This window comes from Streptomyces calvus, assembly GCF_006782915.1.
In the GTDB taxonomy this organism is placed as follows: Bacteria; Actinomycetota; Actinomycetes; order Streptomycetales; family Streptomycetaceae; genus Streptomyces; species Streptomyces calvus.
Genome location: NZ_VCNP01000043.1, coordinates 375,729 through 400,974, shown reverse-complemented (window position 1 = coordinate 400,974; position 25,246 = coordinate 375,729). Strand labels below are relative to the sequence as shown.

Here is a 25,246-nt window from a genome sequence, read left to right as displayed (position 1 = left end):
TACGGGGTGCGAAGTCGTGCGCGGGGCCGCGATGCGGTGTGCGGGGTGCGAAGTCGTGAGCGGGGCCGCGATGCGGTGTGCGGGGCCGCGATCTCGTGCGCGGGGCTTGAAGTGGTGTGCGGGCGCGCCTAATTGTGCGGGCGGGCCGACCCCGGGTGTCGTGCTGCCGCGGCCGACCGCCGTGGTGTGCGGGCCCGGTGTGGTGCTCCGGGCGCATGGTGACCGCGGACCCCAAGTGGTGCGCCGACGCGCCCGATTGCGCGGGCGGGCCGACCGCAGGAGTCGTGCTGCCGCGGCCGGCCGCCGTGATGCGCCGGCCCGGTGTGGTACTCCGGGCGCAAGGTGACCGCGGACCCCAAGTGGTGCGCCGACGCGCCCGATCGTGCGGGCGGGCCGACCGCAGGTGTCGTGCTGCCGCGGCCGGCCGCCGTGGTGGCCGTGTGTCTCAGACGACGCGGGTGCCGTTGCGCCAGACGCCGGCGACCAGCGGGACGCCGGGGCGGTAGGCGAGGTGGACGTGGCTCGGGGCGTCGAGCAGGGTCAGGTCGGCCCGGGCACCCGGCGTCAGCCGGCCGATGTCGGTGCGGCGCAGGGCCGCCGCGCCGCCCGCCGTGGCCGACCAGACCGCCTCGTCCGGCGTCATGCCCATGTCCCGCACGGCGAGCGCGACGCAGAACGGCACCGAGGACGTGAACGACGACCCGGGATTGCAGTCCGTGGACAGCGCGACGGTGACGCCCGCGTCCAGCAGCCTGCGGGCGTCGGGCCATTCGGCGCGGGTGGAGAACTCGGCGCCGGGCAGCAGCGTCGCGACGGTCGAGCCGTTCGCGAGGGCGTCGACGTCGGCGTCCGTGAGGTGGGTGCAGTGGTCGGCGCTGGCGGCGTCGAGCTCCACGGCGAGCTGGACGCCGGGGCCGTGGGACAGCTGGTTGGCGTGGATGCGCGGGTGCAGTCCCCTCGCCTTCCCCGCGGTGAGGATCGCACGGGCCTGGTCGCCGTCGAAGGCGCCCTTCTCGCAGAAGACGTCGATCCAACGGGCGTGCGGCGCGCAGGCGTCGAGCATCTCGCCGGTGACCAGCTCCACGTAGGCTGCCGGGTCCTCGGCGTACTCGGGGGCGACGATGTGCGCGCCGAGGTAGGTGACCTCCTCGGTGTGGGCGGCGGCGACGCGCAGGGCGCGGGCCTCGTCCTCGACGGTCAGCCCGTAACCGGACTTGGTCTCGAAGGTCGTCGTGCCCTGGCGGAGCGCCTCGGCGAGGAAACGCGTGAGGTTCGCCTCCAGTTGCCCGTCGGTGGCGGCCCGGGTGGCGGCGACGGTCGTGCGGATGCCGCCGGCGCTGTAGCGGCGGCCCGACATGCGGGCGTTGAACTCTTCCGTGCGGTCTCCGGCGAAGACCAGGTGGGAGTGGGAGTCGACGAAGCCGGGCAGGACCGTCCGGCCGCCGGCGTCGACCCGGTTGTCAGTGGCGGGTGCTTTGCTTGATTCACCGGTCCACGCGATGCGGTCGCCGTCGATGACGACGGCCGCGTCCCGGACCAGTCCGAGGGGGGAGTTGTCACCGAGGGAGGGGTCGTTGGTGACCAGCGTGGCGATGTTGGTGATGACGGTGCTCATCGTGTCCTCGTGGGTGGTCATCGGGCACGCAGGGCGTCGACCGCCCGCGCGAGGGCTCCAGGCACGTCCGGCACCCGTGTGTGCGCCCCGTCGCGCACGACGTGCCGGCCGCCCACGACCGTGTGCCGTACGTCCGCTGCCGTCGCGGCGAATACGGCCGTCTCGGCGCCGAGTGCGGGCGGCGGCCCGGCCGTTCTGACCGAGTCGAGGGCGATCGTGGTGAGGTCGGCGAGCGCGCCGGGCTCGATGGTGCCCGCGTCGTGCCAGCCGAGGGCGGCGTGCCCGTCCGCGGTGGCGGCCCGCAGCAGGGCGGCGGCCGTCCAGTGGCCGCGGGTGCGCGAGCGCAGGCGCTCGTTCAGCTCCATCGCGCGCGCCTCCTCGAACAGGTCGATGACGGCGTGGCTGTCGGAGCCGAGCGAGAGCGGGGAGCCCTCGTTCTGCAGGGCCACGGCGGGCCCGATGCCGTCCGCGAGGTCCCGTTCGGTGGTCGGGCACATGCAGGTGCCGGTGCCGCTGCCGCCGATGAGGGCGATGTCCTCGGCGGTGAGGTGGGTGTTGTGGACGCCCGTGGTGCGGGGTCCGAGGACGCCGTGCAGGGCGAGGAGCTGCGTCGGGGTGCAGCCGTGCGCCTCCTGGCAGGCCTCGTTCTCGGCGGTCTGCTCGGACAGGTGCACATGGAGCGGGGCCCGCCGTTCCTCGGCCCACCGCGCCACCGTCGCCAACTGCTCCGCCGGCACGGCCCGGACGGAGTGGATCGCCGCGCCGATCCGTGCGTGATCCCGTTCCTTGAGAAGTGAACAGCGAGCGGCCCATGCGTCCGCGTCACCGTCGGAGAAGCGGAGCTGGTGGCTGGTGGGCGGCCGGCCGAAGCCGGAGGAGAGGTAGGCGGTGTCGAGAAGGGTGATGCGGATGCCGGCTTCGGCGGCGGCCGCGAGGAGCGCCTCGCCCATGGCGTTGGGGTCGGCGTAGGGGGTGCCGCCGGGGGCGTGGTGGACGTAGTGGAACTCGCCGACGGTGGTGATGCCGGCCAGCGCCATCTCGGCGTACACGGCGCGGGCGAGGGCGTGGTAGGTGTCCGGTGTGAGCCGGTCGGCCGTGGCGTACATGACCTCGCGCCAGGTCCAGAAGGTGCCGGAGCCCACCTGAACGGCGGAGCGCAGGGCGCGGTGGAAGGCGTGGCTGTGGGCGTTCGCCAGCCCCGGGAGGGTCAGTCCGCGCAGGATCTCGGCGCCGGGCGGCGGGGCGGGTGTGTCCCGGTGGACGGCGGTGATGCGGCCGTCGGCGACGGCGACGGTCACGCCCGGCTCGACGCGGGCGCCGAGCCAGGCGTGCTCCAGCCAGTACGTCCGCTGGGTGGCAGTCACGTGCAGGCCAGTCCTTCCAGTGCGTCGGCGAGTGCCCTCACCCCGGCCACGCAGTCGTCCTCGGCCGCGAACTCGGCCGGGGAATGCGAGACGCCGGTGGGGTTGCGTACGAACAGCATGGCGGTCGGGACACGCGCGGAGAGGATCCCGGCGTCGTGTCCGGCGCCGGTGCCGAGGACGGGCACCGTGAGGTCCGTGCCGGTGCCCAGGATGCGGGCGAGTTCGTCGCGCAGCACCCGGTCGAACTCGACGACGGATGTGAAGGACTCGCGCTCTACGACGAGTTCGACCCCATGCGCGTCGGCGTACTCCCGCGCGGCGCTGCGCACCCCGTCGACGACGGCGTCGAGGCTCTCCTGGTCGGCGGCGCGGGAGTCGAGCCAGCCGCGCACCAGGGAGGGGATCGCGTTGACGCCGTTCGGCTCGACGGCGATCTTGCCGAAGGTGGCGACGGCTCCGGCGAGTTCGGCCTCGCGGCGCGCGGCGAGCACGGTCTCGGCGTACGACAGCATCGGGTCGCGCCGGTCGGCGAGCCGGGTGGTGCCGGCGTGGTTGGCCTCGCCCCGGAAGTCGAAGCGCCAGCGGCCGTGCGGCCAGATGGCGCTCGCGACGCCGACCGGGTCGCCGGACAGGTCCAGGGCGCGGCCCTGCTCGACGTGGAGTTCGACGAAGGCGCCGATGCGGTCCAGCCGCTCCGGGTCGGGGCCGATGGCGCCGGGGTCGTGGCCGGCGGCCTCCATGGCCTGCGGCAGTGTGATGCCCTGCGCGTCGGTCAGGCGGTGGGCCTGTTCGACGGTGAGCAGCCCGGCGGTGAGCCGGGAGCCGACGCAGGCGAGCCCGAACCGGGCGCCCTCCTCGTCGCCGAAGTTGACGATGCCGAGCGGCCTGGTGAACCGCGCTCCCCGGTGGCGCAGTTCGTCCAGGGCGGCGAAGGCGGACACCACACCGAGGGGGCCGTCGAAGGCGCCGCCGTCGGGCACGGAGTCCAGGTGCGAGCCGGTGACGACGGCGTCGCCTCGTGCCGGGTCGCCGAGCCAGGCCCACTGGTTGCCGTTGCGGTCCGTCTCATAGGCCAGGCCGCGGCTGCGGGCCTGCTGCTCGAACCAGGCCCGGCAGTCGGCGTCGGCCCCGGTCCAGGCGAAGCGGCGGTAGCCGCCGGAGGCGGAGCTGCGGCCGACCGGCAGCAGCTCCGCCCACATGCTGTGGAAGCTCACGCGGCCCCGCCTTCGTGGCCTTCGCGCATCGGCACCCGCACGCCCCGCTCGTCCGCCACCGACTCGGCGATGTCGTACCCGGCGTCCACGTGCCGGATGACGCCCATGCCCGGGTCGTTGGTCAGGACGCGGCGGATCTTCTCGCCGGCGAGCTTCGTGCCGTCGGCGACCGTGACCTGGCCGGCGTGGATCGAGCGGCCCATGCCGACGCCGCCGCCGTGGTGGATCGACACCCAGGAGGCGCCGGAGGCCACGTTGACCATGGCGTTCAGCAGCGGCCAGTCGGCGATCGCGTCGGAGCCGTCGAGCATGGCCTCGGTCTCGCGGTACGGGGACGCGACGGAGCCGCAGTCGAGGTGGTCGCGGCCGATGACGATCGGCGCGGCCAGCTCGCCGCTCGCGACCATGTCGTTGAACCGCTCGCCGGCCTTGTCGCGTTCGCCGTAGCCGAGCCAGCAGATGCGGGCGGGCAGGCCCTGGAAGTGGACGCGCTCGCCGGCCATCTTGATCCAGCGGGCCAGGGACTCGTTCTCCGGGAAGAGCTCCAGGATCGCCTTGTCGGTCCGGGCGATGTCGGCCGGGTCGCCGGACAGCGCGGCCCAGCGGAAAGGGCCCTTGCCCTCGCAGAACAGGGGCCGGATGTAGGCGGGGACGAAGCCGGGGAAGGCGAACGCGCGGTCGTATCCGGCGAGCTGGGCCTCGCCGCGGATGGAGTTGCCGTAGTCGAAGACCTCGGCGCCGGCGTCCTGGAAGCCGACCATGGCCTCGACGTGCCGGGCCATGGACGCGCGGGCGCGGGTGGTGAAGCCGGCCGGGTCCTTGGCGGCGGCGTCCGCCATGTCCTCGAAGGCGATGCCGACGGGCAGGTAGGCCAGGGGGTCGTGGGCGGAGGTCTGGTCGGTGACGATGTCGACGGGGGCGCCCATGGCGAGGAGCTGCGGGACGAGTTCGGCGGCGTTGCCGAGGACGCCGACGGACAGCGGGCGGCGGGCGTCGCGGGCCTCGGTGGCGAGCCGCAGGGCGTGGTCGAGGGAGTCGGCGCGCACGTCGAGGTAGCGGTGCTCGATGCGGCGGTCGATGGCGCGCGGGTCGCAGTCGATGCAGATCGCGACGCCGTCGTTCATGGTGACCGCGAGGGGCTGGGCGCCGCCCATGCCGCCGAGTCCGGCGGTCAGGGTGATGGTCCCGGCGAGGGTGCCGCCGAACTTCTTCGCGGCGACGGCGGCGAAGGTCTCGTAGGTGCCCTGGAGGATGCCCTGCGTGCCGATGTAGATCCAGGAGCCGGCGGTCATCTGCCCGTACATGGTCAGGCCGAGGGCCTCCAGACGACGGAACTCCTCCCAGTTGGCCCAGTCGCCGACGAGGTTGGAGTTGGCGATGAGGACGCGCGGCGCCCACTCGTGGGTCTGCATGACACCGACGGGACGGCCGGACTGGACGAGCATGGTCTCGTCCTGCTTGAGGGTCTTCAGCGTGCGGACCATGGCGTCGAAGGAGCGCCAGTCGCGGGCCGCCTTGCCGGTGCCGCCGTAGACGACCAGCTTGTCGGGGTGCTCGGCGACCTCGGGGTCGAGGTTGTTCTGCAGCATCCGCAGGGCGGCCTCCTGCTGCCATCCCAGGGCGCTCGGTTCGGTGCCGCGCGGCGCTCGGACGGGGCGGGGTCCGGACATGGTCTGCCTCCTGGTGCTTGCTCCCGGCTGCTCCGTGGGCCGGGCGGCCCCACGGGTACTACAGATATTCACATCCTCATCTTCTGAATAGCTCTAGTCAAGAGGGCGGGTGTGTCGTCACCCGGGCAGGGGTGTTTGGGTGGACACATGCACGCGGACACGGAGAACACGGGCACACGGCACGCGGACACATGGAGCGCGGGCACACAGCCTCCGGGCACACAGAGAGCGAGCACACAGAACGCGGGCACAGGCGCGCGGACACACGGCGCGCGGACACGCTGAACACCGGCGGGACGGGAGAAGCGGTGGCGTACGACGACTGGACGGACGCGATGAACGGGACGGGCCCGGCTGACGGGACCGATCCGGCTGACCCGGCGGTCGGGACGGATCCGCGGGCCGCCGGGCGGGCGGCCCGGCGCGACGCGGCGGTACGGGCAGCGGTGGAGCAAGGGCTGCTGGACTCCGGCCTCCCCCTGGTGGCGCTGCTCGATGTCACCGGCATCCGGGAGTCGGCGGCCGATCTGCGGGCCGCGTTCGCCTCGGTGACCGCGCCCGGCACACCGGTGCTGCACGCCTTCGCGGTGAAGGCGACCCCGCTGGTGCCGGTGCTGCGGCTGCTGCGCGAGGAGGGCATCGGCGCGGAGGTCGCGAGTCCGGGCGAGCTGGCGCTGGCGCGTGCGGCGGGCATCGAGCCGGGGCGGACCGTCCTCGACTCGCCCGCCAAGACGACCGCCGAGCTGCGCGAGGCGCTGGCGCTGGGCATCGCCGTCAACGCGGACAACCCGCAGGAGCTGGCCCGCATCGACGCCCTGACGGCCGGGACCGAGGTCCGCTCGCCGCTCGGTCTCCGGGTCAACCCGCAGGTCGGCGGTGGTTCCATTGAGGCGCTGTCCACGGCCACGGCGACCTCGAAGTTCGGTGTGGCGCTGCGCGACGAGGGGGCGCGGGAGTGGGTGGTGCGGGCGTATCTGGACCGGCCGTGGCTGACCCGGCTGCACACGCACACCGGCTCCCAGGGCATCGCGCCGGCAACGATGGCGCGCGGCGTGGCGGAGACGTACGAGCTGGCGGAGGAGATCAACCGGCGGGCGGGGCGGCGGCAGGTCGACACCGTCGACATCGGCGGCGGGCTGCCGGTGAACTTCGCCTCCGAGCCGGCCGTGCCGACGTACGGGCGGTACGCGCGGGTGCTGCGCGAGGCGGTGCCGGGACTGTTCGCCGGGCGGTACGGGCTGGTCACCGAGTTCGGGCGGTCGCTGCTGGCCAAGCACGGCACGGTGGTCACGCGCGTGGAGTACGCCAAGAGCGCGGGCGGGCGCCCGGTCGCGGTGACGCACGCGGGCGTGCAGGTGGCGGCGCGGACGGTGTACGCGCCGGCCGCGTGGCCGCTCCGGATCGCCGCGTACGACGCGAAGGGGCGGCCCAAGCAGGGTCCGCCGGTGGTCCAGGACGTCGCGGGTCCGGCCTGCTTCGCGGGCGACCTGCTGGCGCGGGGGCAGGAACTGCCGCTGCTGGAGCAGGGCGACCACGCGGCGGCGCTGGACACCGGCGCGTACTACTTCGCCCACCACTACGGGTACAACTCGCTGCCCCGTCCCGCCGTCCACGGCTTCGTGCCGGACGGGACGGGAGGGATCGCGTTCGCGCTGGTCCGTCCCGCCCAGACCGTCGAGGAGATCGTCACCGAGTCGGGCGGCGCCCACCGCGACGCCCTGACGGCGGGGCCCACACCCTGACCCGTCGGGCCGGGGCCGGCCCCACCCGCGCCGTCAGACCAGGGCCGGGGTGCGGCGGGCGCCGGGGGCCGCGCCCCGGCGGCGGGCGCCGCCCGGGGCCGCGTCGCCCGCCGCGATGCCCGTGGTGCGGTAGGACTTGACCGTGCGGCCGGCGGGGGCGCCCGCGCCGCCGCGCAGCCAGTCGACGCGCACCCACAGCAGCACGTCGTCGGCCTGCTCCAGGCGGCCGATCCAGGCCGCCTTCAGCCACAGCCCGGCCCCGCACCCGGCGAGCAGCAGACCACCGGCGGCGGGTACCGCGAACGCCGTGCCGACGGCGGCGAGGAAGGCGAGCAGCAGCCACCAGCGGTGCCCGCGGCGCCAGTTGCGTGCCGTCACCGCGCGGTCCTGGAGGATGTCGTGCTTGCCCGCACGGGCCGTCGTACGGGCGAGCGCGCGGTACCGTCCCCGTCGCCACCGGGCGACGACGGCCGCCGCCACGATGAACAGCGCGGCGCCCGCCAGGACGCCGATGCGGCGCCCGGTCAGCCCCGGCACCAGCAGTCCGATGCCCGCCGCACACACTCCCGGCCACCACAGTGGCGCCGCCCCGGCCCGCACGACGACGGCCACCCGGGCCAGTCCCTGTCCTCCACGCGTCACGTCCGGCCTCCCGTCTCTCACGTCAGCGCTTCGTCCGAGGATGTCCTCTCCGAGGACGCGTCCTGCGCGACGGAAGGTAGCGGCGGAACCTGAGACGAGTCTGAGAACGCGGCCCGGCCGCGCCGGCCGTCACTCCACGAACAGCCCGCGCGCCGCCGCCTTCGCGTCGAACTCCTCCAACCGCGCCTGCGCGTCCGGCAGGTCGTCGCACATCGCCTCCAGCAGCACCCGCCCCAGCAGCATCGGCGCGCACGCCGTGTCGAAGGCGAGCCCGGTGCCGACGGCCGCGGGCAGCAGCAGGTCGGACACCTTGGCGACCGGCGCGAACGGGGAGTCGGCGACGGTGACGACGGTCAGCCCGGCCTCCTTGGCGCGGGTGAGCGCGTCGACGACCTCGCGGGGGTGCCGGGGCAGCGCGAAGCACAGCAGGGCGCTCGCGCCGGCCCGGGCGGCGGCGTCGATGCGGTCGTGCAGCATCGTGCCGCCCTCGTTGAGCAGCCGGACGTCCGGGTGGACCTTGGCGGCGAAGTAGGCGAAGCCGTGCGCCTGGGCCGCCGCGGCCCGCAGTCCCAGCACGGGCAGCGGCCGGCTCCCCGCCAGGACCCGCCCCGCACGCTGCACCGGTTCCGGGTCGGCCAGCGCCTCCGCGAGGTGCCGCAGGTTCTCGATCTCGGCCTCCACGGCCTGCTGGTACTCGTTGTACGAGCCGGTCTCCGGCGCGGGCTCGGCGGGCGCGACCTCGCGCAGGTGCCGGCGCAGCGCGGGGTAGCCGTCGAAGCCGAGGGCGACGGCGAACCGGGTCACCGAGGGCTGGCTGACCCCGGCCAGCTCGGCCAGTTCCACGCTGGACAGGAACGGCACGTCGGCGGCGCGCCGCACCATGCTGTGCGCGATGCGCCGCTGCGTCGGCGTCAGCCGGTGCCCCTCGAAGAGCGCCTGGAGGCGCGCGGCGGGGCTCTCGGTGCCGCTCATGACGTGACTCCCCCTCGACCTATTCACTCACCGCGATTCCTGCATGCCGTTATACAGGCGAACGCGGCATCCCGCCGTACCGGCCACCTCGGCCCCGGGCGGCCGCCACGCGACGGAGCCGGCCGTGCCCGCCGGAAGCGTGGCCCGCGCCCGCCGAAGTGTGCGCCCGCACCCGCCGGAAGCGAGTAGCCGCCCCCACCGACAGCGTGGCCCGCCCCCACCAGAAGCGTGGCCCGCGCCCGCCGGAGTGAGCTGCCGCCCCCACCGAAAGCGTGGCCCGCGCCCGCGCCCGCCGGAGTGAGTTGCCGCACCCGCCGGAAGCGTGGCCCGCGCCGGCCGGAGTGAGTTGCCGCGCCCACCAGAAGCGTGGCCCGCGCCCGCCGGAGTGAGTTGCCGCGCCCACCAGAAGCGTGGCCCGCGCCCGCCGGAGTGAGTTGCCGCGCCCACCAGAAGCGTGGCCCGCGCCCGCCGGAGTGAGTTGCCGCGCCCACCAGAAGCGTGGCCCGCGCCCGCCGGAGTGAGTTGCCGCGCCCACCAGAAGCGTGGCCCGCGCCCGCCGGAGTGTGCGCCCGCACCCGCCGGAAGCGAGTAGCCGCCCCCACCGAAAGCGTGGCCCGCCCCCACCGGAAGCGTGGCCCGCGCCCGCCGGAGTGAGCTGCCGCCCCCACCGAAAGCGTGGCCCGCGCCCGCCGGAAGCGTGGCCCGCGCCCGCCGGAAGTGAGTAGCCGCCCTCACCGGAAGCGGGCGTCCGGGCCCCTGCGGGCCCGAAGCCGAGACGGGGTCTATCCCCAGTGCCGCCGGTGTGCGGGCTGCCTACCGTGGACCGCATGAGCGGAATGGACGCGCGGGACGCGGAGCTGAAGAAGGAACTCGACGCCTCCCTGCGGGCCCGCAGGGAACTGGGCGAGGAGTACGAATCCGCGCTGGTCGACTCGTTCCTGGAGAAGGTCGACCAGCGCATCGACGGCGCGGTGGAGCGCCGGGTGCGCCGTCATCTCGCCGAGCACCAGATGACGGCGGCCCGGGACGCGCGGGCGCCGAAGGTCACCGACACCTGGGGCGAGCGCTTCGGCTTCGGGATCGTCTCGCTGGTCCTGGCGGTGCCGCTGTCCGCCATCGGCGGCGGTGTGGCCCATCTGCCGGGCCTGCTGGTCGCCTGGGCCGGCATCGTCGGCGTCAACGTCGTGCAGGCCGTCCGCACCAACCCGGGCCTCTTCGGCCGGCGCAGGTCGTCCGGGGACGGCGACTGGGAGGACTGAGGCCGCCGGCGGTCAGGCCTGGCGCGTCGGCAGGGCCACGATCTGCCGCAGGTTGACCCGGCGCGGCCGGCTCACGGCGTAGGCCACCAGGTCGGCCAGCTCCTCGGCGGACAGCGCGCCCACCTCGTCCAGCATGCCCTCCACCTGCCGGGACAGTTCCGCATCGGTGATGTGCGTGCGCAGCTCGCTCTCGACGAACCCGGGCTCGATGTTGGTGACCCGGACGTCCCGCGGTCCGAACTCCCCGCGCAACGACTCCGACAGATAGGTGACGGCGGCCTTGGTCGCGCCGTACACCGCGTAGTTCGGGAAGTGGACGTGCCCGGCGATCGACGAGATGTTCACGAGGTCGGCGGCACGGCCCGCCCGCGCCGCGCCCACCAGGTCGGCGGTGAAGGCGCCGGTGATCCGCAGCACGCCGGCGACGTTGGTGTCGAGCATCCGCTGCCACTCGTCGGTGCGCCGGGCGTCGACGGGGTGCGGCAGCATCACGCCGGCGGCGTTCACGACGAGGTCGGCGGGCCCGTACTCGGCGTGGATCCGGTCGACGGCGTCGGCGACGGACGTCTCGCCGGTGACGTCCGCGGCGACGGCCAGTGCCTGCCCGCCGTCCGCCCGGATCTTGCCGGCGACCGCCGCGAGGCGTTCCTCGCGCCGGGCCAGGAGCGCCACGCGCGCGCCCTCGGCGGCCAGCAGCACCGCGACGGCCTCGCCGATGCCGCTCGCGGCTCCGGTGACGACGGCGGTGCGGCCGGCCAGGTTCTCGTACGCCATGGGGGATCTCCTCGGTGGTGGCCGGGGCGTCTCCCCGGCTTCGGACACCACCCTCGGCGGCATCGGCCGCCGTATGCAGGGCGACGGTTTTCCTGGGTCCGGCAGTACCAGGTTCGCCGGCCCCGGACCGCCTACGCTCAAGGGCATGGACGGAGAACTGGGGGACTTCCTGCGCTCGCGCCGTGCCCGGATCCGCCCGGAGGACGTGGGGCTGCCCTCTCACGGCCGCCGCCGCGTCCCGGGACTGCGCCGCGAGGAGGTGGCGCAACTGGCCGGTGTGAGCGTCGACTACTACATCCGCCTCGAACAGGGCAGAGGGCCCGGGGGGCCTTCCCGGACGCGATCCGGTGGAGTGTCGGACGCCGTGCTGGACGCGGTCGCCCGGGTGCTGCGGCTGGACGAGGCCGAGCGGCAGTACTTGCGGGCGGTGGCCCGACCGCACCGGCGCGGCGACGGCGGGCCCGTCGCCTCCGGTGTGCGCCCGGGTGTCCAGCTGATCCTCGACGGCATGGACCGCAACCCGGCCTACGTACTGGACCGCCGGATGAACGTCCTCGCCTGGAACGCCCTCGCGGACGCCGTGCTCGGCTTCGGCGGCACCGGCCCCGAGGACCGCAGCCTGCCGCGCCGGCTCTTCCTCGACCCGGCCGCACACGACCTCTACCAGGACTGGGCCGCGGTGGCCGAGCAGACGGTGGCCCACCTCCGCCTGAACGCCGGCCACCACCCGCACGACACCGCCATGGGGAAGCTCGTCGCGGAACTCGCCCGCGCCAGCGGTGACTTCCGCCGCCTGTGGGCCGACCACCTGGTCAGACCCTGCGACCACGGTGTGAAGCGGCTGCGGCACCCGGTCGCGGGCCTGCTGGTCCTGCCGTACGAGACACTCACCGTCCCGGCAGCCCCGGACCAGACGATCGTGGTCTACGCCCCGGAACCGGACTCGGAGACGGCGGAGCGCCTGGCGCTGCTCGGGAGCTGGGCGACGACGAGCCGGACGCACTGACATCCGGGCGACGTGTCCGGGCCGACGGTGACGTGATGCGCGGGGACCGCCGCACCCCCGTTGCCGGGGGGCGGGACGACGGCGGTCCCCGCGGGGGACGCGGGCCGGGCCGGAGCCGGGCCACGCGTCCCTGGCGTCCATGGAGGTCCGGGAGCCGCTCCGGAGGTCCTTCGACGCCGTTCGGGCGCCGGCCCGGGCGGGGAGCCGCTCCCGCCCTGCCGACACCCACCAATGTGCCGGAGCCGTGTTAAGCGAGTGCTGCGCGGACGTGACACCCTCGTACCACTTCCGCGAAGTCCACGAAGATCACGAAGATCGCGGACGCCCTGACACCCGGGCGTTCAGGCCCCGTTCACCTCTGGTTCCTCCGGACGGTCCGTCACTTCCCGGTGCGGGCCAGGAAGGACAGCAGGTCCTGGCGGCTGACCACCCCGGTCGGCTTGCCCTCGACGAGGACGATCGCCGCGTCCGCCTTGCCGAGGACGGCCATCAGGTCGGCCACGGGCTCGCCGGAGCCGACCTGCGGCAGCGGCGCGGACATGTGCTTCTCCAGCGGGTCGTCGAGCGAGGCGCTCCTGCTGAACAGCGCGTCCAGCAGTTCCCGCTCCACCACGGAGCCGACGACCTCGGCGGCCATCACGTCCGGGTGTCCCGCGCCCGGCTTGACCACCGGCATCTGCGAGACGCCGTACTCGCGCAGCACCTCGATGGCCTGGCCGACTGTCTCGTCGGGGTGCATGTGGACGAGGGACGGCATGGAGCCGCCCGCCTTGTCCTGGAGGACGTCGCCGACGCGCGCGCTGGGGCCCGCGTCCTCCAGGAAGCCGTAGTCGGCCATCCACTCGTCGTTGAAGATCTTGCTGAGGTAGCCGCGGCCGCTGTCCGGCAGCAGCACCACCACGACGTCGTCCTCGCCGAGCCGTTCGGCCACCCGCAGCGCCGCCACGACCGCCATGCCGCAGGAGCCGCCGACCAGCAGGCCCTCCTCCTTGGCGAGGCGGCGGGTCATCTGGAAGGAGTCCTTGTCGGAGACGGCGACGATCTCGTCCGCGACGGTCCGGTCGTAGGCGGTCGGCCAGAAGTCCTCGCCGACGCCCTCCACGAGGTAGGGCCGCCCGGAGCCGCCGGAGTACACGGACCCCTCGGGGTCGGCGCCGACGACCTGCACCCGGCCGTCGCTGGCCTCCTTCAGGTAGCGCCCGGTCCCGGAGATGGTGCCGCCGGTGCCGACGCCGGCCACGAAGTGGGTGATCCTCCCCTCCGTCTGCTCCCACAGCTCGGGGCCGGTGGAGTGGTAGTGGGAGAGGGGGTTGTTGGGGTTGGAGTACTGGTCCGGCTTCCACGCCCCCGGCGTCTCACGCACCAGCCGGTCGGAGACGTTGTAGTAGGAGTCGGGGTGCTCGGGCGCCACGGCGGTCGGGCAGACGACGACCTCGGCGCCGTACGCCCGCAGCACGTTGATCTTGTCCGTGGACACCTTGTCCGGGCACACGAAGATGCACTTGTAGCCCTTCTGCTGCGCCACGATCGCGAGCCCGACCCCGGTGTTGCCGCTCGTCGGCTCGACGATGGTGCCGCCCGGCTTCAGCTCACCGCTCCGCTCGGCCGCCTCGATCATGCGCAGGGCGATGCGGTCCTTCACGGAGCCGCCCGGGTTGAAGTACTCCACCTTGGCCAGGACGGTCGCCCTGATGCCCTTGGTCACGCTGTTGAGCCGCACCAGCGGGGTGTTGCCGACGAGGCTGATCATCGAGTCGTGGAATTGCACCGTTGTCTCCGGATGCTTGCAAAAGGTGTGGTCCTAGTGGTCAGGCCAGCCTAGGCCCTTTCGCCCGCCGAGCCCCGTCGCCCCGTTCACGCGCTGTGGGGATTGGAGCACGGTCCGTACGGGGCAAGCACTGGGTGTACGGCTCGAGGAGGTGGCGGCGGGCATGACCAACATGTCGAGGGCGAGGGTGGCCCGGCGGATCGCGGCCGGCGCGGCATACGGCGGCGGGGGCATCGGCCTGGCGGGCGCGGCCACCGTGGGCCTGCTACTGGCGGAGGCGCGGCTGGCGCGGCGCCGCGTGGGCAACGGCGCGACACCGCACGTACCGAACGCGGACGGGCTGTACGGCGCGGCCTACACGGTGCCCGGCGAGCCGGCGCTGCGGCTGACCATGCTGGGCGACTCCACGGCCGCCGGCCAGGGCGTGCACCGGGCGGGGCAGACGCCGGGCGCGCTGCTGGCGTCGGGCGTCGCGGCGGTCGCGGAACGCCCGGTGGGGCTGAGCACGGTGGCGGCGCCGGGGGCCCGCTCGGACGACCTGGACCGGCAGGTGGCCCTGGCGCTGGCCGACCCGTCCCGGGTCCCCGACATCTGCGTGATCATGATCGGCGCCAACGACGTCACCCATCGGATGCCGCCCACCCGTTCCGTGCGCCATCTGGCCTCGGCGGTGCGCCGGCTGCGGACGGCCGGCGCGGAGGTGGTCGTCGGCACCTGCCCGGACCTCGGCACCATCGAGCCGGTGCGCCAGCCGCTGCGCTGGCTGGCCCGCCGCGCCTCCCGGCAGCTGGCGGCGGCCCAGACCATCGGCGTGGTCGAGCAGGGCGGGCGCACGGTGTCGCTGGGCGACCTGCTGGGCCCGGAGTTCGCCGCGAACCCGCGCGAACTGTTCGGCCCCGACAGCTACCACCCGTCGGTCGAGGGCTACGCGACGGCCGCGATGGCGGTGCTGCCGACGGTCTGCGCGGCGCTGGGGCTGTGGCCGGCGGAGGAGGAGCGGCCGGACGCGGCCCGCCGCGAGGGGTTCCTGCCGGTGGCGCGGGCGGCGGCGGAGGCGGCGTCGGAGGCGGGCACGGAGGTCGCGGCGGCGATGCCGACGGGCGCGCGGGGGCCGTGGGGTCCCTGGGCCCTGCTGAAGCGGCGGCGCCGGCGCCGGGTCCCGGAGGCGGAGCCGGTCGCGCCACCGACGTAGCGACGCCGGCCGGGCGCCGCCCGCCGGCCGGCGTACGCAGCCGCGGATTGCCGGCCGCCGGCTGCCGGTTCCTGCAACGGCAACCGGCCGCGACGCGCGCCCGCCGACCAAGCAAGCGCTTAGACAGTTGCGGCCCATGTCACACCGCGACACGCGTGACCGCGCGCATACGTACGGGTAACTTCCCAAGCAGCCCCGCACCAACCACCCGGTATGCCACCACCCCCTTCCAGCGAGGCGCTACGCGCCGCCCCTTCCCTCTGGAGCCGTGATGCCCGAAGCCGTGATCGTCTCTGCCGCCCGCTCCCCCATCGGCCGTGCCTTCAAGGGCTCCCTGAAGGACCTGCGTCCGGACGACCTGACCGCCACGATCATCCAGGCCGCCCTCGCCAAGGTCCCCGAGCTGGACCCGAAGGACATCGACGACCTGATGCTCGGCTGCGGCCTGCCCGGCGGCGAGCAGGGCAACAACCTGGGCCGCATCGTGGCCGTGCAGATGGGCATGGACCACCTCCCCGGCTGCACCGTCACCCGCTACTGCTCGTCCTCGCTGCAGACCTCCCGCATGGCGCTGCACGCCATCAAGGCGGGCGAGGGCGACGTCTTCATCTCGGCCGGCGTCGAGACGGTCTCCCGCTTCACCAAGGGCAACTCCGACAGCCTCCCGGACACGCGCAACCCGCTGTTCGCCGAGGCCGAGGCCCGTACCGCCGCCGTCGCCGAGTCAGAGGGCGCCTCCTGGCACGACCCGCGCGAGGACGGCCTGCTGCCCGACCCGTACATCGCGATGGGCCAGACCGCGGAGAACCTGGCGCGCGCCAAGGGCGTCACCCGGCAGGACATGGACGAGTTCGGCGTCCGCTCGCAGAACCTCGCCGAGGAGGCCATCAAGAACGGCTTCTGGGAGCGCGAGATCACCCCGGTGACGCTCCCCGACGGCACGGTGATCAGCAAGGACGACGGCCCCCGCGCCGGCGTCACCATGGAGGGCGTCGCCGGCCTGAAGCCGGTGTTCCGCCCCGACGGCCTGGTCACCGCCGGCAACTGCTGCCCGCTCAACGACGGCGCCGCCGCGCTCGTCGTCATGAGCGACACCAAGGCCCGCGAGCTGGGCCTGACGCCCCTCGCCCGGATCGTCTCCACCGGCGTCTCCGGCCTCTCCCCGGAGATCATGGGCCTCGGCCCGGTCGAGGCGTCGAAGCAGGCGCTGCGCCGTGCCGGTCTCACCATCGACGACATCGACCTGGTCGAGATCAACGAGGCGTTCGCCGCGCAGGTGATCCCCTCCTACCGCGACCTCGGCATCCCGCTGGAGAAGCTGAACGTCAACGGCGGCGCCATCGCCGTCGGCCACCCCTTCGGCATGACGGGTGCGCGCATCACCACCACGCTCATCAACTCCCTCCAGTTCCACGACAAGCAGTTCGGTCTGGAGACCATGTGCGTCGGCGGCGGCCAGGGCATGGCGATGGTGATCGAGCGGCTCAGCTGACCACCCCGCCGTAGCCGGTGCGGCACCGTCCGTGACACGGCGGCCCGGGACCCCGGAGACTCGGGGGCCCGGGCCGTTTTGTGATCCAATCTCGCCCAGGATGTGACCTATCCCTCGTTCGCCGGGGATCGACGCAGGTCAGGATCACACCTGTAGCGCGACCCCACGGAAACCCCTGTCCGTTTCGTGACGTTACGCACTGACAGATGGTTAGTCCGCCCTTCAAGCTGATGTAGGAAGTCGGGGGTCGACTTTGAACCGGGAGTACGTCAGTGAGCGCCATGCCGATCGCCCTGCTGATCACCACGGCCGCCACCGGCGCCGTGGGCGTCGCTGTGCTGCGCAGCATCGTGGTGCTGCGCCGACAGGTCGCGGCCCTGCACACGGAGCTGTCCGGGAGCCGCGCCACCGCGCGGGTGCCGGCCGCCCGCTCCGCCGACACCGACGAGATACGTGCCGCCGTCGCGGAGGCCCTCGCCGAGGAACGGGAGCGCGAGCTCGCCGAGGCGCGTGCCTTCTGGGCCGCCCAGGAGGCCCGTGACGCCTCCGACGCGCCGTCCCTGCTGGGTCTGGCCGACAGCGAGCTGTTCCTGCCCCGGCAGGCCGATTTCGTCGGTCTGGAGCCGGTCACCGAGTACGGCGCCGAGCCGGAGGACTACGCCGGTGACTCCCCGGAGCTGGCCGCGGCCCGCCGCCGCCACCCCTCGCACCCGGACTTCGTGCCCCACTCCTCGCCGGTCGCGAACGACCACGAGCGCACCGTGGCCGCTCTGGAGGAGCTGGCCGAGTCCCGTACCGAGCTGACCGACGTCCGCCCGGGCCCGCTGGGCACCCTGGACGTCTACGTCTTCGCCGACGGCACGACCCTGTGCATGACGCCGGGCCACCGCGAGACCGCGGAGCGGCTGGCGGCCGCCCTGCGCGAGGGCGAGATCCCGTTCCTGCTGGGCGGCTCCGGCATCTCGGGCGCGTACACGCTGACCTTCTGCTGCGGCGAGGAGAACGTCTACATCCTGGCGGACCGCGTCATCGCGTCCCTCTGACGCCGCACCGTCGCGGGCCGCGCAGGCCGCCGGGGGTCTAGACCCCGGCGCGTTCGCGTGCCTGCTCCACCAGCCGTACCGCTTCCGCCACCTCGTCGTCGTCCTTCAGTACGAGGGCCAGGTCGTGGCCGGCGACGGTGATCTGGTCGGCGGCGGCGAACATTCCCGCGTCCGGCATCTCCCGCGGCTCGGTGCCCGGTTCCTCGACGAGCTGGGTGCGCCGGGCCAGCTCCCTGGCCAGCGCCAGCGCCTCGGCTGCTCCGCCCCGTTGCAGCCGGCTCTGCGGCGCGGCCCGCAGACGGTCGGCGAAATGATCCACGGCACGGGTGAAGGGCGTCGTATCAACCACGCGGCGAGCGTACGCGGCGCGGCAGGACTGTTGCCAACGGGCGAACGCTCAGGCACCGTGACCTGAAGGACCGGCTTACATCCCATACGTCCGGAGGCGCCGATGTCCCAAGTCTTCTCCGCAGAGACCCATCGCAACCTGCTCGCCCGCATCCCCTACTGCACCGGTCGTGAGATCTCCGACTGGCTGCGCACCGTCGAAGAGGGCCCGTCGCTCTTCCGCTTCGAGGAGAAGGTCAGCTGGCTCCGTCACGAGTACGACCTCGCGTACGGCCATGCCAAGGCGATCGTCCACGAGTACGACCTGAGGAGGGCCGCGCGCAAGCTTCTCTAGGGTCTGTCGTTTGGATCAGGTCGGCTGGGAGACGCAGCGCTTCTCAGCCCACCCGAGCGGGGCGTGGTGCGTGCAGCTGCAAGGCGGAGGAGGGCGGCGACGCGGAGCGTCGACAACCGACGACAACGCAGCAGATGTGCGTGCCACGCCCCGCGAAACCGACATGATCCAAACGACAGGCGCTGGCGCGCCGTGACACGACGAAGGGCCCCGGGGTGAACCACCCCGGGGCCCTGGTCGGTGCGGCGGATGCCGGACCGGCCGCTAGTCGTTGCTGTTGAGGATCGAGATGAGGCGCAGGAACTCCAGGTAGATCCACACCAGCGTCAGCGTGAGGCCGAAGGCGGCGAACCAGGCCTCCTCGCGCGGGGCACCGTAGGCGATGCCGTCCTCGACCTGCTTGAAGTCCAGGGCGAGGAAGCAGGCACCGAGGATGATGCCGACGACGCCGAAGACGACGCCGAGCGCTCCGCTGCGGAAGCCGAGGCCGTCACCGCCGCCGAACACCGCGAACAGCAGGTTCACGGCCATCAGCAGGATGAAGCCGAGCGCCGCCGCCATGACGAAGCCGTAGAAGCGGCGGTTGACGCGGATCCAGCCCGCCTTGTACGCCACCAGCACACCGGCGAAGACCGCCATGGTGCCGAGCACCGCCTGCATGGCCGCACCGTCGGCGATGCGGTTGTCAACGATGCTGGAGATGACGCCGAGGAAGACACCCTCGAACGCCGCGTACGTCAGGATCAGCGCCGGCGAGGCCTTGCGCTTGAAGGACTGCACGAGCGCCAGCACCATGCCGATCAGCGCGGCGCCGATACCGATGCCGTAGGACCGGTTGATGTTGGCGTCGTCGACCGGCAGCAGCGCCCAGGAGAGCGCGGCGGTGAGGACCAGCACACCGAGCGTGCTCGCCGTGCGCATGATGACGTCGTCGATGGTCATCCGGCCGGCGACGGCCGGCGCCTGCGGCGGTGCGCCGTACTGCTGGTCCTGCTGGGCGTAAGGGTTCTGCGCGTACGGGTTCTGCGCGTACGGGTTGCCGGTGGGCTGCGCGTACGGGTTGCCCTGCGTGGCGACAGCGGGACCCCCGGCCTGCGGCGCGGTGTTGAAGCCCGCGTAGCCGTTGTCGCGGCTGAACCCCCGTCGCGAGAAGACCGGGTTTCTGCTCCTCATTTCACTCCTCCATGGCCGCACAGTGTGGCCTTGGCTCAAGAGTAATAGGTAGGCAAAGGAATGACCCTAATGCTTGGGGAGGATCTTTCCCTCGTTGTGCTGCGCAACACGCTACGCCGCCCGGTGATTCCCCTCGCCGTCGGGACCGAACCCTGACCGACCCGGTACCCGTCCGCGACCACGGGGAACCGGCACGGCGCCGCTCAGTCCAGGGGGAAGCCGGTGTAGGCCTCGGCGAGGTCGGTCTCGGCGGCCCGGGAGGTGGTGAGGCGTTCCAGGCGGGCGAGCTGGAGGCGGTCCTCGAAGGGGGTGGCGTCCGGGGCGCGGTGCAGCAGGCCGGTCATGTCGTGGGAGAACCGTTCGGCCTGCCAGACCCGGCGCAGGCAGGTCGCGGAGTAGGCGTCGAGGAGCGCGGCGGAGCCGGTCTCCTTCTCGTGCGCCAGCGCCCGCGCGAGGGTGACAACGTCGCCGACGGCGAGGTTGAGTCCCTTGGCGCCGGTGGGCGGCACGATGTGGGCGGCGTCCCCGGCGAGGAAGAGCCGGCCGTACCGCATCGGCTCGTGGACGTGGGACCGCATGGAGGTGACCGACTTCCGGGTGACGGGGCCGCGGCGCAGGGTCCAGTCGTCGTCGGTCTCGAAGCGGCGCTCCAGCTCCCGCCAGATGTCCGCGTCGCTCCACTCCTCGGGCTTCGTCCCCTCGGGCACCTGGAGGTAGAGGCGGGAGACCGACGGGGTGCGCATGGACAGCAGGGCGAAGCCGCGGTCGTGGCGGGCGTAGACCAGTTCGTGGTGGGAGGGCGGTACGTCGGCGAGGATGCCGAGCCAGGCGAAGGGGTACGTGCGCTCGAAGACCTGTCCGACGCCGGCGGGCACCGCCGTCCGCGACACCCCCCGGAAGCCGTCGCAGCCGGCCACGTAGTCGCACTCCAGGACGTCCTCGCGGCCCCGGTGCCGGAAGCGGACGCGCGGGCGGCCGGTGTCGGCGTCCTCGACGGCCAGCGCCTCGGCGCCGAAGAGCAGCGGGCCGCCCTCGGCGAGCTGGAGGGCGATGAGGTCCTTGCAGACCTCGGTCTGCGCGTAGACCATGACCGACCGACCGCCGGTGAGGGCCGGGAAGTCGACGCGGTGCCGCCGCCGGTCGAAGCGCAGTTCGATCCCGTCGTGCCGCAGTCCCTCGCGGTCCATCCGGGCTCCGGCGCCGGCCGCCCGCAGCGCGTCCACCGTTCCCTGTTCGAGGATCCCGGCCCGCTGCCGTTGTTCGACGTAGGCGCGGTCGCGCGCCTCCAGGACGACCGTGTCGATCCCGGCGCCGCGCAGCAGCCGGGCGAGCAGCAGCCCGGCCGGGCCGGCGCCGATGATGCCGACGGTGGTTCGCATCGCGGGTTCCCTTCGCGCGGAGGTGCTCGCCGGGTGCGCCGCTGTTCACCGGTCGGGCCGCGAGCGAGTGTCCAGCCGCGTCCACCCGGTGTCAACGATCCCCCGCGCGGTGGTCCGGGCGGTGCGACGGGCATCCGGGCGGTGTGGGGGCGGCACGCCGGTCCGGCCGCGCACGTACGCTGTGCACATGCCAAGCCTCGGGTTGCGCCCCGGGAGCGGGAGCCGGGGCGGGTGGACGGCGACACCGCCCGTCGCCGCGGAGCGTCCGCGGCCTGCGTAGTGGTGCCCGGAGCCGGACTTGAACCGGCACGCCCGCTGAGGGGCAGCGAGGTTTAAGCTCGCCGTGTCTGCATTCCACCATCCGGGCAGGCCGTGGGCTCCGTTCGAGCGTCTCGAGCCTATCGGTGACACTCCCGCGATCACCGGCGGGATGGACCGATCTTGTCTTATTTTATTGGCGCCTGAGGGTGCATCAGCATCTGGAACTCGCCTTCAGCACGTGCCAACAGCCTCGCGTGTGACGGTACGTCACGCATGCGGAATGACGGAATTTCACCGTCCGAACAAGGGCGCTCCACCCGTTCCCGGCGCACCCCCGCGCCCGCCTCCACACGCACCCCCGCCCAGGGTCCACGGAGCACCCGCCGCCCAGCCCCGACCGCGCACCCACACCAGGTCACCGCACATCCCCACCCGGGCTCCGGGCGCGCCCCGGCTCAGGGTTCGCCGTCATCCCCAGGTATGACACCGCGCCGGCCGGTCCGCCCGGAGTCGCCCCCCGGAACCGGAGCAGCGGGTGACTACACGGCGGCGGGGCGCCGGAACGATGGAGGCATCCCCCAAGACGTCGCCCCGACAGGAGTGTCCATCCCGTGACCACCGCACCCTCCCCCGGGCTCCGCCCGGCGGGACCCCCGGCCGACCGGACCACCGCCGTGGCAGCGCGCGCCACGGACCTTTCGAAGATCTATGGCCAGGGCGAGACCCAGGTGGTCGCCCTGGACCGGGTCTCCGTCGACTTCCGGCAGGCCGAGTTCACCGCGATCATGGGTCCCTCCGGCTCCGGCAAGTCCACGCTGATGCACTGCGTGGCCGGGCTGGACACCTTCTCCTCCGGTTCCGTGCGCATCGGTGACACGGAACTGGGCGCGCTCAAGGACAAGCAGCTGACCAGGCTGCGCCGGGACAAGATCGGCTTCATCTTCCAGGCGTTCAACCTGCTCCCGACGCTGTCCGCGCTGGAGAACATCACCCTCCCCATGGACATCGCGGGCCGCAGGCCGGACAAGCAGTGGCTGGACACCGTGATCCGGATGGTCGGCCTGGCCGACCGGCTGGGGCACCGGCCCTCCCAGCTGTCCGGCGGCCAGCAGCAGCGCGTCGCCGTGGCCCGCGCGCTCGCCTCCCGGCCCGACATCGTCTTCGGCGACGAGCCGACCGGCAACCTCGACTCCCGCTCCGGCGCCGAGGTGCTGGGCTTCCTGCGCAACTCCGTGCGGGAGCTGGGGCAGACGGTGGTCATGGTGACCCACGACCCGGTGGCCGCCGCCTACGCGGACCGGGTGGTCTTCCTCGCCGACGGCCGGATCGTGGACGAGGTCCACGCGCCGACGGCCGACTCGGTGCTCGACCGCATGAAGCGGTTCGACGCCAAGGGCCGCACCAGCTGACACCCGCCCGTCCCCCGCCCTCCTCCGCCTCGTACGTCTGGACTCGAGAAGACACCCATGTTCCGTACCGCCTTGCGCAACGTGCTCGCGCACAAGGCCCGGCTCCTGATGACCGTGCTTGCCGTGATGCTCGGCGTGGCCTTCGTGTCGGGAACCCTGGTCTTCACCAACACCCTCTCCGACGCCCTGCAGAACCAGTCCGCCAAGGGTTTCGACCACGTCGACGTCGCCGTCACGCCCCGCTGGAAGGAGGCCGAGGGCGACCGGGTCGGCGAGCTGCGGGAGCTGACGCCCGACCTGGTCGAGGACAGCGCCCGGGTGCCCGGCGCCGCCCAGGCCATCGGGACCGTCCAGGGCTTCACCGCCCTCGCCGGCAAGGACGGCGAGCTGATCGGTGACGGCTTCCGGTCGCAGGGCGGCAACTACTGGGGTGACGAGGACCCCCGGTACCCGCTGACCGCCGGACGCGCCCCGAAGGGCGAGGGCGAGATCCTCATCGACTCCGAGACCGCGAAGCGGACCGGCTACGAGGTCGGCGACACGGTGCGGATGTCGGTCGACGGCCCGGTCCTGCGGCCGGTGGTCACCGGCATCTTCACCACCGACGACGGCAATGTCGCGGCCGGCGGCAGCCTCACCCTGTTCGACACGGCGACCGCGCAGGAACTGTTCGGCAAGGCGGGCACCTTCGACGAGATCGCCGTGAAGGCGAAGGCCGGCGTCAGCGACGCGGCGCTGGAGGCCCAGCTGAAGAAGGCGCTGCCCGCCGACGTCGTGGAGACCACCACGGGCACCCGGCTCGCCGAAGAGCAGGCGGAGGCGATCGCCTCCTCGATGAGCGGCATGAAGCAGGGGCTGCTGGTGTTCGCCGGCATCGCGCTGTTCGTCGGCACGTTCATCATCGCCAACACCTTCACCATGCTGGTCGCCCAGCGCACCAAGGAGCTGGCCCTGATGCGCGCCGTCGGCGCCTCCCGCCGGCAGGTGACGCGGTCGGTGCTGATCGAGGCGTTCGTGGTCGGCGCGGTCGCCGCCGTCGCCGGGCTGCTCGCGGGCATCGGCATCGGCGCCGGGCTGCGCTCGCTGATGGGCACGCTGGACGCGCCCGTGCCCGACGGTCCGCTGGTGGTCAGCCCCGGCACGATCGGCGCCGCGTTCGCCGTCGGCATCCTGGTCACCATGCTCGCCGCGTGGCTGCCGGGCCGCCGGGCGGCGAAGATCCCGCCGGTGGCGGCGATGAGCTCGGTGCACGCCAAGGCGACCACCAAGTCCCTGGTGCTGCGCAACACGCTGGGCGCGCTGCTGTCCGGGGCCGGTGTCGCGGTGGTCCTCGCGGCCACGACGATGAACGGCACCGACGGCCAGGCGCCCATGGGCTTCGGCGCGGTGCTGCTGATCATCGGTGTGTTCGTGCTGACGCCGCTGCTGTCCCGTCCGCTGATCGCCGCCGCGGCACCGGTGCTGCGCGTCTTCGGGGTCTCCGGCAAGCTGGCCCGGCAGAACTCGGTGCGCAACCCGCGCCGTACCGCCGCCACCGCGTCCGCGCTGATGATCGGGCTGACCCTGATCACCGGGATGACGGTGATGGCGGGCAGCCTGCAGAAGTCCATCGACAAGATGGCCGCCTCCGCGATCGAGGCGGACTACGTGGTGTCCATGGCGAACGGCAACGCGCTGTCGCCGGACGTCGAGAAGAAGCTGAAGCGGGCCGGCGGCGTCACCGCCACCAGCCCGATGCGCAACGCGGACGCCCGCATCGACGGGCAGACGGAGTTCCTGACCGGCGTGGACGGCGCCACGATCGAGCAGCTGACCGAGTTCCCCGTCGAGGACGGCGCCTTCGAGGTCGGCGGCGCGCGGGTCGCCGTGGACGCGGACACCGCCACGTCGTACGGCTGGAAGGCCGGTTCGGTGTTCACCGTGGCCTACGGCGACGGCGCCCGGCAGAAGCTCACCGTCGCCGGTGTCTACCAGCCCAACGAGATGATGCGCGGCATCATGATCGACACCGCGACCCTCGCCCCGCACGAGCCGGATCCGGCCGACATGATGGTCATGGTGAAGACCTCCGGCGGCGCCTCCGACGCGGCGAAGGACACCCTGGAGAAGGCCCTCGGCACCAACCCGGCGATCCAGGTCCAGGACAAGAAGGACCTCTCCAACGAGATCGCGCAGATGTTCACCCTGATGCTGAACATGGTCTACGGCCTGCTGGCGATGGCGGTGATCGTGGCGGTCCTCGGCGTCATCAACACCCTGGCGATGTCGGTGTTCGAGCGCTCCCAGGAGATCGGCATGCTGCGGGCGATCGGCCTGGACCGCTCGGGCATCAAGCGGATGGTGCGGCTGGAGTCCCTGGTGATCTCGCTGTTCGGCGGGGTGCTCGGCATCGGCCTGGGCGTGTTCTTCGGCTGGGCGGCCGGTGAGCTGCTGGGCACGACGATGGCGACGTACGAACTGGTCCTGCCGTGGGGCCGGATGGCCCTCTTCCTGGCGCTGGCCGCGGTGGTGGGCGTGCTGGCGGCGCTGTGGCCGGCCCGGCGCGCGGCCCGGCTGAACATGCTCCAGGCGATCAAGTCCGAGTAGCCG

At 73.2% G+C, this 25,246-nt stretch carries 19 protein-coding genes, 1 tRNA gene and 1 pseudogene; 9 read left to right on the top strand and 12 right to left on the bottom strand.

The features are described from left to right. Positions 1–445: 445 nt before the first annotated feature. Genes hutI through hutU form a run of 4 tightly spaced genes read right to left on the bottom strand, consistent with a single transcriptional unit; the run spans position 446 to position 5,863 of the window. Positions 446–1,636 (bottom strand): imidazolonepropionase, encoded by a 1,191-nt coding sequence (hutI, locus tag FGW31_RS20725; RefSeq protein ID WP_373303364.1) that lies wholly within the window; start codon positions 1,634–1,636, stop codon positions 446–448. Continuing rightward, positions 1,633–2,979 carry a formimidoylglutamate deiminase gene (locus FGW31_RS20720; RefSeq protein WP_142194926.1) on the bottom strand — a complete coding sequence of 449 codons (1,347 nt, stop codon included), beginning with the start codon at positions 2,977–2,979 and terminating at the stop codon, positions 1,633–1,635. Before FGW31_RS20720 ends, hutI begins: the two co-directional genes overlap by 4 nt. Next, a complete protein-coding gene (locus tag FGW31_RS20715) occupies positions 2,976–4,193 on the bottom strand; it encodes an allantoate amidohydrolase (RefSeq protein WP_142194925.1) in 1,218 nt (405 codons plus the stop codon). Before FGW31_RS20715 ends, FGW31_RS20720 begins: the two co-directional genes overlap by 4 nt. Beyond that, a complete protein-coding gene (hutU, locus tag FGW31_RS20710; protein ID WP_142194924.1) occupies positions 4,190–5,863 on the bottom strand; it encodes a urocanate hydratase in 1,674 nt (557 codons plus the stop codon). The genes FGW31_RS20715 and hutU overlap by 4 nt, the downstream gene beginning before the upstream one ends. 191 nt (positions 5,864–6,054) lie before the next feature. Between hutU and FGW31_RS20705 the strand changes: the two are divergent. Beyond that, a pseudogene (locus FGW31_RS20705) lies at positions 6,055–7,359 on the top strand (type III PLP-dependent enzyme domain-containing protein); the annotation flags it as partial. A 279-nt stretch (positions 7,360–7,638) separates the two neighbouring features. Here FGW31_RS20705 and FGW31_RS20700 read toward each other — a convergent pair. Both FGW31_RS20700 and FGW31_RS20695 read right to left on the bottom strand, forming a co-directional pair. After that, the gene (locus FGW31_RS20700; protein ID WP_142194923.1) at positions 7,639–8,247 is read right to left on the bottom strand and encodes a hypothetical protein; all 609 of its coding nucleotides are present in this window, start codon (positions 8,245–8,247) and stop codon (positions 7,639–7,641) included. Positions 8,248–8,376: 129 nt separating this feature from the next. Then, positions 8,377–9,219: a MurR/RpiR family transcriptional regulator gene (locus tag FGW31_RS20695; RefSeq protein WP_142194922.1), complete on the bottom strand. Its 843-nt coding sequence runs from the start codon at positions 9,217–9,219 to the stop codon at positions 8,377–8,379. A gap of 836 nt (positions 9,220–10,055) precedes the next feature. Between FGW31_RS20695 and FGW31_RS20690 the strand changes: the two genes are divergently transcribed. Next, on the top strand, positions 10,056–10,478 hold the full coding sequence (locus FGW31_RS20690) for a hypothetical protein (RefSeq protein ID WP_142195008.1): 423 nt from the start codon (positions 10,056–10,058) through the stop codon (positions 10,476–10,478). Between the two features lie 12 nt (positions 10,479–10,490). Here FGW31_RS20690 and FGW31_RS20685 read toward each other — a convergent pair whose 3' ends face one another. After that, positions 10,491–11,252 carry an SDR family oxidoreductase gene (locus FGW31_RS20685; protein ID WP_142194921.1) on the bottom strand — a complete coding sequence of 254 codons (762 nt, stop codon included), beginning with the start codon at positions 11,250–11,252 and terminating at the stop codon, positions 10,491–10,493. A 145-nt stretch (positions 11,253–11,397) separates the two neighbouring features. Here FGW31_RS20685 and FGW31_RS20680 point away from each other — a divergent pair, with 145 nt between their 5' ends. Further along, positions 11,398–12,258 carry a helix-turn-helix transcriptional regulator gene (locus FGW31_RS20680; RefSeq protein ID WP_142194920.1) on the top strand — a complete coding sequence of 287 codons (861 nt, stop codon included), beginning with the start codon at positions 11,398–11,400 and terminating at the stop codon, positions 12,256–12,258. A 379-nt stretch (positions 12,259–12,637) separates the two neighbouring features. On the opposite strand, the gene FGW31_RS20675 is transcribed toward FGW31_RS20680, so the two are convergent. Further along, positions 12,638–14,026 carry a cystathionine beta-synthase gene (locus FGW31_RS20675; protein WP_142194919.1) on the bottom strand — a complete coding sequence of 463 codons (1,389 nt, stop codon included), beginning with the start codon at positions 14,024–14,026 and terminating at the stop codon, positions 12,638–12,640. Between the two features lie 163 nt (positions 14,027–14,189). Here FGW31_RS20675 and FGW31_RS20670 point away from each other — a divergent pair, with 163 nt between their 5' ends. The 3 genes from FGW31_RS20670 to FGW31_RS20660 all read left to right on the top strand — a co-directional run bounded on the left by FGW31_RS20670 (position 14,190) and on the right by FGW31_RS20660 (position 17,753). Next, entirely contained in the window at positions 14,190–15,218 is a 1,029-nt protein-coding gene (locus FGW31_RS20670) for an SGNH/GDSL hydrolase family protein (RefSeq protein WP_142194918.1), read from the top strand. A gap of 271 nt (positions 15,219–15,489) precedes the next feature. Then, positions 15,490–16,710: an acetyl-CoA C-acetyltransferase gene (locus FGW31_RS20665; RefSeq protein WP_142194917.1), complete on the top strand. Its 1,221-nt coding sequence runs from the start codon at positions 15,490–15,492 to the stop codon at positions 16,708–16,710. Between the two features lie 272 nt (positions 16,711–16,982). Continuing rightward, positions 16,983–17,753: a hypothetical protein gene (locus tag FGW31_RS20660; RefSeq protein WP_142194916.1), complete on the top strand. Its 771-nt coding sequence runs from the start codon at positions 16,983–16,985 to the stop codon at positions 17,751–17,753. A 37-nt stretch (positions 17,754–17,790) separates the two neighbouring features. Here the strand turns inward: FGW31_RS20660 and FGW31_RS20655 are convergent, their stop codons facing one another. Further along, complete coding sequence (locus tag FGW31_RS20655; RefSeq protein WP_142194915.1) at positions 17,791–18,102, bottom strand: hypothetical protein; 312 nt, start codon at positions 18,100–18,102, stop codon at positions 17,791–17,793. A gap of 102 nt (positions 18,103–18,204) precedes the next feature. Here FGW31_RS20655 and FGW31_RS20650 point away from each other — a divergent pair, with 102 nt between their 5' ends. After that, on the top strand, positions 18,205–18,435 hold the full coding sequence (locus FGW31_RS20650) for a DUF4287 domain-containing protein (protein WP_142194914.1): 231 nt from the start codon (positions 18,205–18,207) through the stop codon (positions 18,433–18,435). A 264-nt stretch (positions 18,436–18,699) separates the two neighbouring features. Here FGW31_RS20650 and FGW31_RS20640 read toward each other — a convergent pair whose 3' ends face one another. From FGW31_RS20640 to FGW31_RS20630, 3 genes are all read right to left on the bottom strand, one after another. Beyond that, positions 18,700–19,608, bottom strand: coding sequence for a Bax inhibitor-1/YccA family protein (locus tag FGW31_RS20640; RefSeq protein WP_142194913.1), 909 nt, complete (start codon positions 19,606–19,608; stop codon positions 18,700–18,702). A gap of 203 nt (positions 19,609–19,811) precedes the next feature. Next, the gene (locus FGW31_RS20635; protein WP_142194912.1) at positions 19,812–20,987 is read right to left on the bottom strand and encodes a 4-hydroxybenzoate 3-monooxygenase; all 1,176 of its coding nucleotides are present in this window, start codon (positions 20,985–20,987) and stop codon (positions 19,812–19,814) included. Between the two features lie 280 nt (positions 20,988–21,267). After that, positions 21,268–21,354: transfer RNA gene (locus FGW31_RS20630), tRNA-Leu, on the bottom strand. Between the two features lie 505 nt (positions 21,355–21,859). On the opposite strand from FGW31_RS20630, the gene FGW31_RS20625 reads away from it, so the two are divergent. Together FGW31_RS20625 and FGW31_RS20620 are read left to right on the top strand one after the other, a co-directional pair. Beyond that, complete coding sequence (locus FGW31_RS20625; protein WP_142194911.1) at positions 21,860–22,657, top strand: ABC transporter ATP-binding protein; 798 nt, start codon at positions 21,860–21,862, stop codon at positions 22,655–22,657. Between the two features lie 57 nt (positions 22,658–22,714). Next, the gene (locus FGW31_RS20620) at positions 22,715–25,243 is read left to right on the top strand and encodes an ABC transporter permease (RefSeq protein WP_142194910.1); all 2,529 of its coding nucleotides are present in this window, start codon (positions 22,715–22,717) and stop codon (positions 25,241–25,243) included. The last annotated feature ends 3 nt before the right edge of the window (positions 25,244–25,246 follow it).

What these genes read in the sequence shown, in the direction of transcription:
- hutI (WP_373303364.1), bottom strand. Translation starts at nt 1,636, where the DNA reads ATGACCACCCACGAGGACACGATGAGCACCGTCATCACCAACATCGCC.
- hutU (WP_142194924.1), bottom strand. Translation starts at nt 5,863, where the DNA reads ATGTCCGGACCCCGCCCCGTCCGAGCGCCGCGCGGCACCGAACCGAGC.
- FGW31_RS20695 (WP_142194922.1), bottom strand. Translation starts at nt 9,219, where the DNA reads ATGAGCGGCACCGAGAGCCCCGCCGCGCGCCTCCAGGCGCTCTTCGAG.
- FGW31_RS20690 (WP_142195008.1), top strand. Translation starts at nt 10,056, where the DNA reads ATGGACGCGCGGGACGCGGAGCTGAAGAAGGAACTCGACGCCTCCCTG.
- FGW31_RS20685 (WP_142194921.1), bottom strand. Translation starts at nt 11,252, where the DNA reads ATGGCGTACGAGAACCTGGCCGGCCGCACCGCCGTCGTCACCGGAGCC.
- FGW31_RS20680 (WP_142194920.1), top strand. Translation starts at nt 11,398, where the DNA reads ATGGACGGAGAACTGGGGGACTTCCTGCGCTCGCGCCGTGCCCGGATC.
- FGW31_RS20670 (WP_142194918.1), top strand. Translation starts at nt 14,190, where the DNA reads ATGACCAACATGTCGAGGGCGAGGGTGGCCCGGCGGATCGCGGCCGGC.
- FGW31_RS20665 (WP_142194917.1), top strand. Translation starts at nt 15,490, where the DNA reads ATGCCCGAAGCCGTGATCGTCTCTGCCGCCCGCTCCCCCATCGGCCGT.
- FGW31_RS20650 (WP_142194914.1), top strand. Translation starts at nt 18,205, where the DNA reads ATGTCCCAAGTCTTCTCCGCAGAGACCCATCGCAACCTGCTCGCCCGC.
- FGW31_RS20640 (WP_142194913.1), bottom strand. Translation starts at nt 19,608, where the DNA reads ATGAGGAGCAGAAACCCGGTCTTCTCGCGACGGGGGTTCAGCCGCGAC.
- FGW31_RS20635 (WP_142194912.1), bottom strand. Translation starts at nt 20,987, where the DNA reads ATGCGAACCACCGTCGGCATCATCGGCGCCGGCCCGGCCGGGCTGCTG.
- FGW31_RS20620 (WP_142194910.1), top strand. Translation starts at nt 22,715, where the DNA reads ATGTTCCGTACCGCCTTGCGCAACGTGCTCGCGCACAAGGCCCGGCTC.